Source organism: Martelella sp. UBA3392 (assembly GCF_002358775.1).
In the GTDB taxonomy this organism is placed as follows: domain Bacteria; phylum Pseudomonadota; class Alphaproteobacteria; order Rhizobiales; family Rhizobiaceae; genus Martelella; species Martelella mediterranea.
In genome coordinates this window covers 17,861-30,122 of record NZ_DEPM01000115.1, presented here as the reverse complement: position 1 = coordinate 30,122, position 12,262 = coordinate 17,861, and the positions used below count along the sequence as shown (strand labels likewise).

Annotated in this window: 10 protein-coding genes, 1 tRNA gene and 1 other annotated feature; of the genes, 4 read left to right on the top strand and 7 right to left on the bottom strand. The window is 58.8% G+C overall.

What is annotated here, in order from left to right; translation table 11 throughout:
• A partial coding sequence (gene tlpA / locus B4E36_RS08420) for a thiol:disulfide interchange protein TlpA (protein ID WP_345900231.1) occupies positions 1-531 on the top strand: 531 nt, incomplete at its 5' end.
• Between the two features lie 193 nt (positions 532-724).
• Here tlpA and B4E36_RS08415 read toward each other — a convergent pair.
• From B4E36_RS08415 to B4E36_RS08405, 3 genes are all read right to left on the bottom strand, one after another.
• Positions 725-2,896 (bottom strand): hypothetical protein, encoded by a 2,172-nt coding sequence (locus tag B4E36_RS08415; protein ID WP_345900230.1) that lies wholly within the window; start codon positions 2,894-2,896, stop codon positions 725-727.
• A 244-nt stretch (positions 2,897-3,140) separates the two neighbouring features.
• Positions 3,141-5,633 carry a DNA ligase D gene (gene ligD / locus B4E36_RS08410; protein ID WP_345900229.1) on the bottom strand — a complete coding sequence of 831 codons (2,493 nt, stop codon included), beginning with the start codon at positions 5,631-5,633 and terminating at the stop codon, positions 3,141-3,143.
• 1 nt (position 5,634) lies between these two features.
• Positions 5,635-6,528 carry a Ku protein gene (locus tag B4E36_RS08405; protein ID WP_292057413.1) on the bottom strand — a complete coding sequence of 298 codons (894 nt, stop codon included), beginning with the start codon at positions 6,526-6,528 and terminating at the stop codon, positions 5,635-5,637.
• Positions 6,529-6,710: 182 nt separating this feature from the next.
• Positions 6,711-6,766, top strand: a sequence feature (sul1 is cis-regulatory element that is thought to sense ions involved in sulfur or methionine metabolism; They are found in Alphaproteobacteria).
• Between the two features lie 65 nt (positions 6,767-6,831).
• Here B4E36_RS08405 and B4E36_RS08400 point away from each other — a divergent pair.
• From B4E36_RS08400 to B4E36_RS08390, 3 genes are all read left to right on the top strand, one after another.
• Positions 6,832-8,328, top strand: a complete 1,497-nt coding sequence (locus B4E36_RS08400) for a SulP family inorganic anion transporter (protein WP_292057411.1) — start codon at positions 6,832-6,834, stop codon at positions 8,326-8,328.
• Between the two features lie 14 nt (positions 8,329-8,342).
• Positions 8,343-9,191, top strand: coding sequence for a universal stress protein (locus B4E36_RS08395; protein ID WP_292057408.1), 849 nt, complete (start codon positions 8,343-8,345; stop codon positions 9,189-9,191).
• 282 nt (positions 9,192-9,473) lie between these two features.
• Positions 9,474-10,577, top strand: coding sequence for a choloylglycine hydrolase family protein (locus B4E36_RS08390; RefSeq protein WP_292057407.1), 1,104 nt, complete (start codon positions 9,474-9,476; stop codon positions 10,575-10,577).
• A gap of 81 nt (positions 10,578-10,658) precedes the next feature.
• On the opposite strand, the gene B4E36_RS08385 is transcribed toward B4E36_RS08390, so the two are convergent.
• From B4E36_RS08385 to B4E36_RS08370, 4 genes are all read right to left on the bottom strand, one after another.
• Positions 10,659-10,868 (bottom strand): cold-shock protein, encoded by a 210-nt coding sequence (locus B4E36_RS08385; RefSeq protein ID WP_018067558.1) that lies wholly within the window; start codon positions 10,866-10,868, stop codon positions 10,659-10,661.
• A gap of 349 nt (positions 10,869-11,217) precedes the next feature.
• On the bottom strand, positions 11,218-11,361 hold the full coding sequence (locus B4E36_RS08380; protein WP_018067559.1) for a DUF1127 domain-containing protein: 144 nt from the start codon (positions 11,359-11,361) through the stop codon (positions 11,218-11,220).
• Positions 11,362-11,700: 339 nt separating this feature from the next.
• The gene (locus B4E36_RS08375; RefSeq protein ID WP_230719442.1) at positions 11,701-11,844 is read right to left on the bottom strand and encodes a DUF1127 domain-containing protein; all 144 of its coding nucleotides are present in this window, start codon (positions 11,842-11,844) and stop codon (positions 11,701-11,703) included.
• Between the two features lie 217 nt (positions 11,845-12,061).
• Positions 12,062-12,136 (bottom strand) — tRNA-Thr (locus B4E36_RS08370).
• Positions 12,137-12,262: the final 126 nt, after the last annotated feature.

The window sequence follows — 12,262 nt, the reverse complement described above, 5'->3', positions numbered from 1 at the left end:
CTCGCCGAAAGCCAGTGCAAACCCGCCGCCGAGACCGCCGAACGCCTGAAGCCGCTCGCGATCGGCGAGGTCGCCGCCTTCATCCCCGCCGAAAAGCCGCAAAAGCTCCCGAACCTCGCCTTCCGCGACATTAACGGCGAAACCACGCTTGCAAACCTTTCCGGCAAGACCGTGCTGATGAACCTCTGGGCCACATGGTGCATTCCCTGCCGCGAGGAAATGCCGGCGCTCGACCGGCTGGAGGCCGATATGGGCGGCGAAAACTTCGAGGTCGTCGCCGTCAACATCGACACCGGAACCGACGAAAAACCGGTCCGCTTCCTCGACGAAATCGGCATAAACGCACTCGCCTTCTACCGCGACGAAACCATGACGACCTTCAACACCCTGAAAAAGGAAGGCCTGGCCTTCGGCCTGCCGTCAACGGTGCTGATCGATGAGAACGGGTGTTTGCTGGGGGCGATGAACGGGCCGGCGGAATGGGATAGTGCGGACGCCAAGGCGTTGGTGGGGGCGGCGCTTGGGGGGTGAGAGTGAGAGGCTGCGGATGCAGACGTGGTAGAAATACGACTCCGCTTAGCGAAATAGACCCGTTTAATTTAAAGTCAGAGTTTTGGGCTAAGAAGGCAACAACTACCTCTGCCGTGCCGCCAGATTTAATCATAAGAGGCACGCCAACTTCCCCACTGTACCTTGTTTCGAAAGGTGCCGGACGTGCAAAAGTTCATAAGAGAGTTTTATGGGGCGTGTGATCCTCTATGCTATTTTCGGCTAGCTCGAATTTCTCACCTGTCCAAATCGCTTTATGCCGTTCCAGCTTCCGAGCAAGCGAACGACTTTCGGCATGTCTTCTGAGCTCTTTTTGTGCCTTCTCGTTGCTGATATCAAGTCGCAGTAATTTGCTACCGGTGATCGTCAGGTAAATCATAATTATCGTAGCAACCAATCCGAGAACACGAAAGATCCACTTAGGTTCAATATAGCCGGGCAGAGGAAGAAAAGTGATTAATGCCAATATTATTGCACCGCAACCTGCAAAGGATTTCTTAGCAAGCTGCTTCCGCTTTAGCATTGATGTGACGTCTTGGCAGAGCGAATTTAATGCCGTGAAATCTTCACCCCTCTGCCGTTGCAGTTCCTCCTCAGCGGTTTTCCTCGCAGCCGCCTCTGCCTTGATTTTCTCTTGGTCCCTTGCGCTTCGTGCTCGCGCTTTCTTCTGCTCCCCTTTGAGAGTGCTTTCGTGGATCCGCCTTTCTTCTTCGAGATAAGGATGAAGCATCTCGTTGAACAACTCGGAGATGTTATCCGCATTAGGCACGCTCGCTACACCCAATGTCTTATCCATCAGCATCTGCGCGCTCCGATCGCGGGAAACGAGCAAGTCAAGCTGCCGAACCTTTTCTTCGTCTCCGAGTTGCTGCGTGATCTGCCGAACCGAGTTAACAACACCCGGTCGTATTGCGAGAACCTGTTCACAACTGGCGAGTAGTAAGCGCTTCGGTATTTCGAGATTGCCTGCGCCGAGCCCCGTTCTCAGCCATATCGAGGTGGAGAATACACGCCGATGCACGACTGGCGGGATCGATGAAGGCCCCAAGGCTCCTAGATCAACACACTTTCTTCGGGTTAGCTGAGCAAGAAGTCCATTCTTGCTCAGAAGAACAAATCCCGCTTTGAACAAATCGCGAGTACTGCGCCCCTTCCGCTGACGCATGATAAATGTACTGGCGGTAGCGTCATGTTCGCGTGCACGAGGATTCTGTTGAAAACTTATCGCCGAGTACAACTCCTGATAATGACTATCCGGAAAATAAGCGATCTCATCAGGGTTCTGCTCAAGAGTTCGATGGGAGGTCGGAACACCGATTTGTGACAGAAAGGTCTCTGGATCTCCGGCGACTTCTGCCACGAAAGAGCGCAATACATCACCTCGAGCAATCGCTTGAGCGGTCGGTCCGGTCGGTCGTGTATTTTCAAGCACTGCCGATAAAGTTGTCTTAATTTCTTGTAGACTCAGACCATAAATCCTGACCTGACATCCAATGCGCTTCAGTTCGTCAATAATCGGCGCGATGTTCTCTCGGGCCGACTTTCCGCTTACACCAAGCAATTCCATTGCAATGGGCGCATCTAGATAAACTACGAGATCGGACCTTTCGATTTGGCTAACGGGTTTTACAAAATCCTGCACAACTTCGGTGAGCAGTCCGATTGAAGCAATACGGGATAGTACTTCGCCGACTTTTGGATTGTTCTTGAGAGCATGCTGGACGTAGCGAGCACATAGGAATTTATCTTCGTCCCTGAGCGTAGTAATATCGGGAACATCAACAACTTGTCGGAGAGTTCCTCTGGAGTCCTTTTGCGTTCGAGTGCTAAAATTCAGATTGTGCTCGCTAAATGCTTCAATATAAAGAAGCCACTCTATCAGAATATCCTGAAATTCCTCGACTGAACGAGGCAAAGCGGTCAATGGCGAGAGATTTTCTGAGAATTTCTTGAAGTCACTAGCAATTTCTTCGAACTGGATTAGTACTCCGTCGCTCAAACTGTCTGTTTGATCTGGCGAAACGTCGTTTTTCTGGGCAATAAAATAAGCAATGTTGGCCGCGGAAGAGTCTGGGGCGACGAGCCAGCCACGCTGCTCCAATCGAGGCACAAAAACTTCAACAATATCCTCGTTGAAATTCCATTTGTAGGCATTTCTCACATCCTGGGCGATCGCAGCAGTGTCGAGGGGTTGCCCTGCTCGCGCAGCAAGGATCGGTTCAAGAAATGGAATCAACCGTTCGATAACATCGGTCGAGCCGTCCCCAAAATTGTCGAGAACAGCGTAAACGCGAGCCGCAGTCTTCGTCAGGCGTTTGATAGAGTTGTTTTCCGCTGTATCCGCCATCTCGACCTCATTCCTCCGATGCTGGGCGATGCTACCATCCAGCTAAGTCAAACCGAAGCCCTCTATTTTCTATGTGAAGTTTCCTTTATTACTCCTCTACAGACGGATTGAGAATCGACAGTGGAGTAGCCAAAAATGGCAACTCCACTGGGGCAGAAAAGCCCTTTTTGCCCGTATCTCAGTTTTTGTTCAAGATGCGCTATTATATTGTTCTTTGGCTTGTTCGACCAGCAATTCTGGAACCTCACCCCACCCGCTCCTCCAGCCGCGCAATCACCGCCTTCCCCAGCGTCTGCGGCTTCACCGCCAGCGCAGGCTCCTCCCCCTTCAGCCGCCCTTCCATATCGCCGATCGTGAACGCCGCGGCGCTGTTCAGGTCGTCCAGTTCCTCCCAGGTCACGGGCGTTGCCACGGGGGCGTTGGGGCGGGCGCGGAGTGAATAGGGGAGGATGGCGGTGGCGCCGCGTTCGTTGCGGAGCCAGTCGATGAAGATGCGGTTCTTGCGCTTTTCCTTCGACATGGTGGCGATGTAGCGCGCGGGGTCTTCTTCGGCCATCATATGGGCGAAGGTCTTGGCGAAGGCCTTGACCGTGTCCCAGCTCGCCGTCCGTTTCAGCGGCACGATGACGTGGATGCCCTTGCCGCCGGTGACCATGGCGGTCGATTTGAGGCCGATGTCGGAAAGCGCCGCGCGCATTTCGAAGGCGGCCTTCTTCGTCTCAGTAAAGCCGAGGCCCTCATCCGGGTCGAGGTCGAAGATCAGCCGGTCGGGCGCTTCGATCCTGTCGGCGCGCGCGCCCCAGCCGTGAAACTCGATCGTGCCCATCTGGGCGGCGGCAATGAGGCCCGCCACATCCCTGGCATAAAGATATTCGCCGGTGTCGCCGTCCTTCTCCTCGATATCGATGCGGACGAGTTCGTCGGGAAAGCCCTTGCCGGCGTGTTTCTGGAAAAAGCTCTCGCCATCAATGCCCGAGGGGCAGCGAAACAGCGAGACCGGGCGGTGGCCGGCGATCTCCAGCATGCGGCTGCCGACAGTCGCGTAATGGCGCGCGACATCGGCCTTGGTGACGCCGGCCTTGCCGTAAAGCTGCCGGTCCGGATGGGTGATTTCGATGCCGGCGACTTTGTCGCCCTTCGCTTTCTCCGCCTGCACCGCGCCTGCCTCCTTGTCCTCTCTCAAGCCCAGAAACGCGCCGTGGCGGACATGGCCATCGGCGGTGAATTCGGCGAAATCGATCTCCGCCGCAAGCTTCGGCGTTACCCAGCGCGCATTGCGCGCGATCTCGCGTGGCACCTCGGCAAAGGGCGCGGTTTTGCGGGCAAGGCGCTTCAGCCGGTCGCCGAGATCATCCAGCGTCTTTTCGTCAAACCCGGTGCCGACGCGGCCGCGATAGCAGAACACGCCGTCATCATCATACTGGCCGATGAGGAGCGAGGCAAAGGGCCGGCCCTTCTTCGTGGACGGCGAATAGCCGCCGATCACGAATTCCTGCCGGCGCGAGCATTTTATCTTGCGCCACGCGCTGGTGCGGGTGTGGCGATAGGGCGCATCCGCCCGCTTCGACACGATCCCCTCGCCGCCGGCCTTGCAGATTTTTGCCAGGATATCGCTGCCATCGCCCTCGACCCAGGTGGAAAGGCGGATCGGGCCCTTTTCGGTGTCGAGCGGCGACAGCGCCTCCTCCAGCGCCTGTTTGCGCTCGCTCAGCGGCAGGTCGGTCAGCGATTTGCCGTCGCGCTCCAGAATATCGAAGACGTAGAAGATCAGCGGCGCGCCATCCTGAAGGGCGGCCTGCAGGGCGGAGAAGGCGGAGCCATCCTTCGGCACCGAGGCCGCCATGATCTCGCCGTCGATCAGCAGGCTTTCGCCCTCAAGCGGCGCGAAGGCCTCGGCCAGTTCTCCATATTTCTCCGTCCAGTCCTTGCCGGAGCGGGTGTAGAACCGCGCCTGGCCATTGCTTATGGCGGCGATGCAGCGGTAGCCGTCGAACTTGGTTTCGTGGATCCAGTCCTCGCCGTCGGGCGCTTCATCATAGAGCGTGGCGAGCTGGGGCTTGCGGAAGGCGGGGAATTCCGCCTTTCCGCGCGGCTTTTTCTTCGCAGGCTGCTGCTTGTCGGCGGGCTTTTTGGTGCGGCGTTTCCACACATCGTGGCCGGCCTCGATCTCGCTGAAGGAGCGTCCGGTGGTCACGCTTTCCTCGAAGTCCTCCGTCAGCCGGTCGGGGTCCTCGCCCGCCTTGTCGTCGCGCTCCTTGATCAGCAGCCAGTTCTCGCGCTTCTCGCCGCGCCGGCCGCGCATCCTCACCAGCGCCCAGCCGCCCTGCATGCGCTCGCCCTTCAGGCGGAAATGCAGCTTGCCTTCTTTCAGCCCCTCCTCCGGGTCGTGCAGCGGCTCCCAGCTTCCGGCGTCCCAGACCATCACCGTGCCGCCGCCATATTGACCCTTGGGAATGGTGCCCTCGAAATCGGCATAGTCGAGCGGATGGTCCTCGGTGCGCACCGCCAGCCGCTTTTCGCCGGGGTCATCGCTCGGGCCGCGGGTGACGGCCCAGCTTAGAAGCACGCCGTCCCACTCCAGCCGGAAATCGAAATGCAGCCTTCGGGCATCATGCTTCTGCACCACGAATTTGAGCGCTCCTGCGCGGCTCTTGCGGGCGCGGCCGCGCTTGGGCTCCTTGGTCTTCTCAAAGTCGCGGCGGGTTTCGTATTCGGCAAGCTTGTCGGGAGCGGCCATGTCACGATGCCTTCTTGCGGCCTGTGGATTTCGACGTGGTTTTGGTACCGGAGGATTTCTTCGTCGACCCGCCGCGCTTGGCGGACGAGGACGACTTGCCGGATTTTGCGCCGTCCAGGCTCTTCTTCAGCGCGCTCATCAGGTCAACCACATTGTCGCTGGTGCCGGAGGCGCGGTCCTTCTCGTCGGCGCTGGCGCGCGGGGTCTTGCGGTTCTTCTGCTTGGCCTTCAACAGCTCCGTCAGCGCCTCGCGATAGTGGTCGTGATAGTTCTCCGCCTTGAACGGCGCGCTCTTGCGCTCGATCAGCGATGTGGCGACCTCAAGCAATTCATCGTCGCTCGCCTCGTCCTCGATCGAGGAGAACAGCGGGTCGGCATTGCGGATCTCGTCGGCGTAATGCAGCGTCTCCAGCAGCAACCCGTCGCCGCAGGGGCGCACGGCGGCGAGATATTCCTTGCCGCGCATGGTGAGCTGGCCAAGCGCGGTCTTCTCCGAGCGCCTCAGCGCATCGCGGATCACCCGGTAGGCATCCTCGGCCAGATCATCGGCGGGCACCACGTAATAGGGCTTGTCGTAATAGATCGGCGGGATTTCGCAGGAGCCGACGAACTGCACAAGCTCGAAGGTCTTCTTGGTCTCGAGCTTGATCGCGTCCACTTCCTCGGGGTCGATCAGGATATACTCGTCGTTCTGCTCATAGCCCTTGACGATATCGTCGGCATCGACCGGACCAACGCCCTCGACCACCTTTTCATAGCGCACCCTTTTGCCCGTCGGCCGGTGTATCTGGCGAAAGGATATGTTGGACGCCCGGCTGGTGGCCGAATGAAGCTCCACCGCGATCGACACCAGCGACAACCGCATCTGCCCTTTCCAAATCGCTCTCGAGGCCATGGTCCATGCTCCGGATACAAATACTCTTTACGCGATTGCAACGGGGAGGCAGGGCCTTTGGTTCCGCGAAGCGTTACGGGCCAAATGTCGCTTAGGCCGTTCGGCGGGCGCATTTCCGCCATATTTTGCCCGCCAGAACCTTGCCCCCGGCCCGGCTCCCCGCTATTGAAACCGCATTGAACCCCGGACCCGGTGAAAATCCGGGTGGCTCTTCCGGCCGCCGATCCGCCGGACAACCATTGAAACCTGTTTCCTCCCAAGGCCGGGCGCTGCCCGCAGCAAACAGATTTTCAGGGACCATATATGTCATTTTCGCTTTCCACGTACCGCCGCGAGTGGTTCGGCACGCCGCGTGCCGATATTCTCTCCGGCCTCGTCGTGGCGATGGCGCTCATTCCGGAGGCCATCGCCTTTTCCATCATCGCCGGCGTCGACCCCAAGGTCGGCCTGTTCGCCTCGTTCTCGATCGCGGTGATCATCGCCTTCGTCGGCGGCCGTCCGGGCATGATCTCGGCGGCAACGGCGGCCACCGCCGTGTTGATGACGCCGCTGGTCGCCGGCCACGGGCTGGAATATCTGCTGGCCGCCACCGTGCTTGCCGGCGTCATTCAGGTGATCTTCGGCATATTGAAGCTCGGCGCGCTGATGCGCTTCGTCTCGCGCTCGGTGATGACCGGCTTCGTCAATGCGCTGGCGATCCTGATCTTCATGGCGCAATTGCCGGAGCTGATCGACGTGACGCCGATGACCTATGTTCTGGTGGCAGGCGCGCTGGCGATCATCTATCTCCTGCCGCGCTTTACCAAGGCCGTCCCCTCGCCGCTGGTGGCGATCGTGCTGATCACGATTGTCGCCGTGGCTTTCGGTCTCGATGTCCGCAATGTCGGCGATATGGGCGAACTGCCGGAAAGCTTCCCGTTCTTCCACCTGCCGATGGTGCCGTTCACGCTTGAAACGCTGCTGATCATCCTGCCCTATTCCCTCGCCGTCGCCGTGGTCGGGCTGCTGGAAAGCCTGATGACCGCGCAGCTGATCGACGACCTGACCGACACCCGTTCCAACCGCAACCAGGAATGCGCCGGCCAGGGCATCGCCAATTTCTGCACCGGCTTCATCGGCGGCATGGCCGGCTGCGCGATGATCGGCCAGTCGATGATCAACATCAAATCCGGTGGCCGTGGCCGGCTTTCGACCTTCATCGCCGGCGTGGTGCTGCTGCTGCTGGTGGTGGTGCTCGATCAGTGGGTGCGCCAGATTCCGATGCCGGCACTGGTGGCCGTGATGATCATGGTTTCGATCGGCACCTTCTCGTGGTCCTCGATCAGGAACCTGAAGGATCATCCGCGCTCCTCCTCCATCGTCATGGTCGCGGTGGTCGCGGTGGTGGTCGCCACCCATAATCTCGCCATCGGCGTTCTGGTCGGCGTGCTGCTTTCCGGCATCTTCTTTGCCTGGAAGATCGCCCAGTTCTTCGGTGTACGCTCCGCGCTGTCGGAAGACGGCAATACGAGGACCTACCACGTCGAGGGACAGTTGTTCTTCGCCTCGGTCGAGGACTTCAATGCCGCCTTCGATTTCCGCGAGGTGCTTGAAAAAGTGGTCATTGATCTCACCCGAGCCCATATCTGGGATATTTCCAGTGTTGCGGCGCTGGACATGGTCGTGATGAAATTCCGCCGCGAGGGCGCGGATGTGGAGGTTATCGGCCTCAACGAGGCGAGCGCCACCATCGTCGACCGTCTCGCCATCCACGACAAGCCGGACGCGCTCGAAGAATACATGAAGCAACAGGGCCACTAGAGGAGGATATGGAAATGGAAAAGCTGACAGCTTTCATCGATGCCTCGAATTATGCCGAAAGCGTGTGCGACCATGCCGCATGGATTGCCGGGCAACTGGGCATCTCCGTCGAGCTGGTGCATGTGCTGGAGCGCAGTGGCCAGGCGCATACCAACCTCTCCGGCTCGATCGGCCTCGGCGCGCGTTCGGCGCTGCTGGAGGAGCTTGCGGAGGCCGATGCGCAGAACGCCAAGCTTGCGCAACAGCGCGGCCGGCTGCTGCTGGAGGCCGCCGTGGAACGGCTTTCGGTGGAAGGCGTCACCGCCGTCACCACCAAGATGCGCAATGGCGATTTCGTCGAGGCAATCGAGGACGTCGGCGCGGATTCGCGGCTGATCGTGATCGGCAAGCGCGGCGAAGGTGCGGATTTCGCCTCCGGCCATCTCGGCTCCAACCTGGAGCGGGCGGTGCGCACCGCCAAGCGCCCGGTCTTCGTTGCCGCCCGCGCGTTCAAACCGATCCACAAGGTGCTGATCGCCTATGATGGCGGCGCGAGCGCCGAAAAGGCGGTGGAGCGGGTAACCTCGAGCCCGATCCTGGAAAAGACCGACGTGACGCTGCTTGCGGTCTGCAAGGAGAGCGACGCGCTGGCGCAAAAGGCGGCGGACGCCGTCAAGCGGCTCGCGGCCGCCAATGTCGCCGCCCGGCTCGTCATCCGCCCCGGCCACGCCGAAACGGTGATCGAGGAGGTTACCGCGGAGGAAAAGACCGATCTTCTGGTCATGGGCGCCTACGGCCATTCACGCATCCGCACGTTGGTGATCGGCTCGACCACGACGGCGGTGCTGCGCGCCTGCAAGATCCCGGTTCTGCTGGTGCGGTAAGATCAGCGCGCGCATGGCCACGGTCATGCGCGCGTTCAAAGGCGTCAGACTTTTTTTGGTGTCTCCAGCGACCAGTCGCGCCGGCACCCAGCCCTCAGGATATTGTTTATATTGCATAATTCCTTGAGAATTGCGCCAGCGGCCCCCTGCTCTCCGTTAACGTGTGCAGACGCGCAATCCGGTATCTGCTAGCCCGGTCTTCATCGGCTATTGCGCGCCAGAACGCCTGTGAAACCGAGACCGGCGACACACAGGGCCGACACCGAAACACCGGAGAAGACCATGTTCAGAACGAAAATTTCGAAGTGCATCCGATTTACGGCGGGCGCGCTGGCATCCACAATGCTGCTTGCCTCGACGGCGGACGCCTGCACCGGCATCACGCTGATGGCCAAGGACGGCTCGGTCGTGCGTGCGCGCACGATGGAATTCGGCGTCGACCTTCAGTCCAACGTGATCGTCTCGCCGCGCAATTTCGAACGCGTCGGCGAAACCCCGGATGGCAAGCCGGGTCTGACCTGGACCTCGAAATACGCAAGTGTGGGCACCAACGGCGTCGACATGCCGGTGATCATCGACGGCCTCAACGAAAAGGGCCTTTCGATCGGCATCTTCTATTTCAGCCAGTCGGCCGGTTATCAGCCCTATACCGCCGATGCGCAGAACAGCACGCTGGCCCCCTGGCAGCTCGGCTCCTACATCCTCGACAATTTCGCGACGGTCGAGGAGGCCAAGGCAGCGCTTTCCGATATCACGGTGGCACCGGTCACCTTCGCGCATTTCGGCATCGTTTTGCCGCTGCACTATGTCATCACCGACGCCGCCGGCAACACCATCGTCGTTGAATATGTCGACGGAGAGCTGAACATCCATGACAACGAAGTTGGCGTGATCACCAACAACCCGCCCTTCGACTGGCACATGACCAATCTGAAGAACTACGTCAATCTGAGCTATGACAACGTTCCGCCCAAGCAGTTCGGCAACGTCAAGATCACCGGCTTCGGAGAAGGCACGGGCATGCTGGGCGTGCCGGGCGACTTCACCTCACCCTCGCGTTTCGTGCGCGCGGCGCTGTTCCAGACCGGCGTGGACCAGGGCGCGACCAGTGAAGACGACGTCTTCCAGGCGTTCCATATCCTGAACAATTTCGATATTCCGAAGGGCGCGATCCGCGAAACCGACGCCGATGGCCAGGTGCATCAGGATTACACGCAGTGGACGACGGCCAACGACCTGGAGAAGCAGCGCTTCTATTTCCGCACCTACGACAACAGCAGCATCCGCTTTGTCGACCTGAAGGCGCAGGACCTCGATGCCGCCGATATCAAGACGATCGAGATGGAAGGCTATGAGACCGCGACGGAACTCGGCACGGACAAGTAGGCCTCAAGACAGCTGACAAACAAAAACCCTCCGAAGCGATGCCTCGGAGGGTTTATTGTATCAGCCGATGGCTTTCGCCAATCAGGCGGCGCTGAGGTTTTCAGCGGCGCTCTTGCCGGTGCGGCGGTCGGCGACAACTTCGAAGTTGACCTTCTGGCCTTCCGAAAGCGTGGTCATGCCGGAGCGCTCAACGGCGGAGATGTGAACGAATACGTCCTTGCTGCCATCTTCCGGCTCGATGAAGCCATAGCCCTTGGTGGAATTGAAGAATTTTACGGTTCCGACGCTCATAACGATTTCCTTTCAAATCGTGCGTTCAAAGATCACATGATCTACATCATGCATTTGCTCGACTTTGATAGAAGATCGTTCTGGGCGCTTTCGCGCAGACGTAACTTAACAAACAAATTCGATAGCCGCTTTGTTACGCGACATTGCCGCGCTGGGCAAGACGCTAATTTTTTAAATTTCGGTACGGTTGACGCGATGAGCGCGGTGGAAATGCCGGCGCCTGCCGGTCCGCGCGCGCGAAGAAGGCGCATTCGTTCGGCCCAAAAAGAACGCCCCCTGCCCGGGAGGATGGGCAGAGGACGCAGGGGAAAAATGTGCCGCCGGCTTTGGGCGGCTGAACCGCTATCGCTTACTTGACCGCTTTGCGGGCAATGTTACGAATGTCTTCGCGGTTGATACCGAGATCGGCCAGCTCGCGGCTGTTCATGCGATTGAGTTCGCTGACGGTCTGACGGTATTTCATCCAGCTGTTGAAGCTACGTGCCATGCTCATGTCTATCTCCCTTCGTTTGAAGGTTTCTGGCGTCGCATTCCTTGCGGCGCATCCCTGTCTTTCGACAATCCCGATATAGGCGTTTCAACGGCTGCCTGGCAGATAGGCAAAAGCAACAGTCCTATGCACTGAACGCAAGGCTTGAGATTTCCGGTACGGAAGAGGATACGGATCGGTCATGACGCTGCCATCAAGACAAAAAAATAACGCTCACCGGGGGAGGAGGATCCGGTGAGCGTCATTTTGGTTGGCCGGTGATTTGGGAGGAGGAGGATCACCGACCTATCGAGGGGCATTTGGGAGGAGGAGGATGCCCCACGAATTCCGAATTTTGTCGTGTCAGAAGGAAGCCTTGCGGGCAACCCGACGGATGTCCTGACGGCTGATGCCGAGATCGGAAAGCTCGCGGGTCGACATGCGGTCAAGCTCGGCAACAGTCTGGCGGTACTTCATCCAGTTGTTGAAAGTGCGCGTAACACCCATGTTCATTCTCCTTCGTTCGGCTGCGTCTGGCTGACGCTCATCAATTCGTCTTGACCCGGGATATAATCGATTGATCCGAACGCGAACAGAGACGTTTGAGCATTGCGCCTATGCAAAAAACGCAGGGCTCCGAAATGGGAGCAGAAAACTGCCGCGCGGCTAGGCGGAATCCAGCTACGACGGATCGAAATTGTTTGAATGATAAGTAAGTAATGACTGGTGCTGCCGGAGAGATTTGAACTCTCGGCCTCTCCCTTACCAAGGGAGTGCTCTACCCCTGAGCTACGGCAGCCCGTATTTCCGACTTGCGGAAGGTTTCCGGCACCGGTCAGGTGCAGGCAAGCGGCCTATTGCCATAGCTCGACTTCGAGTGCAAGACGCTTCAGGAGAATTCTTTCACATGCCAACCGTTTTGCTG

Excerpts from the sequence above, each read along its gene's own strand:
- B4E36_RS08380 (WP_018067559.1), bottom strand. The coding sequence starts at position 11,361 with ATGAGCATGGCACGTAGCTTCAACAGCTGGATGAAATACCGTCAGACC.
- B4E36_RS08405 (WP_292057413.1), bottom strand. The coding sequence starts at position 6,528 with ATGGCCTCGAGAGCGATTTGGAAAGGGCAGATGCGGTTGTCGCTGGTG.
- B4E36_RS08375 (WP_230719442.1), bottom strand. The coding sequence starts at position 11,844 with ATGGGTGTTACGCGCACTTTCAACAACTGGATGAAGTACCGCCAGACT.
- B4E36_RS08400 (WP_292057411.1), top strand. The coding sequence starts at position 6,832 with ATGTCATTTTCGCTTTCCACGTACCGCCGCGAGTGGTTCGGCACGCCG.
- B4E36_RS08390 (WP_292057407.1), top strand. The coding sequence starts at position 9,474 with ATGTTCAGAACGAAAATTTCGAAGTGCATCCGATTTACGGCGGGCGCG.
- B4E36_RS08415 (WP_345900230.1), bottom strand. The coding sequence starts at position 2,896 with ATGGCGGATACAGCGGAAAACAACTCTATCAAACGCCTGACGAAGACT.
- ligD (WP_345900229.1), bottom strand. The coding sequence starts at position 5,633 with ATGGCCGCTCCCGACAAGCTTGCCGAATACGAAACCCGCCGCGACTTT.
- B4E36_RS08385 (WP_018067558.1), bottom strand. The coding sequence starts at position 10,868 with ATGAGCGTCGGAACCGTAAAATTCTTCAATTCCACCAAGGGCTATGGC.
- B4E36_RS08395 (WP_292057408.1), top strand. The coding sequence starts at position 8,343 with ATGGAAAAGCTGACAGCTTTCATCGATGCCTCGAATTATGCCGAAAGC.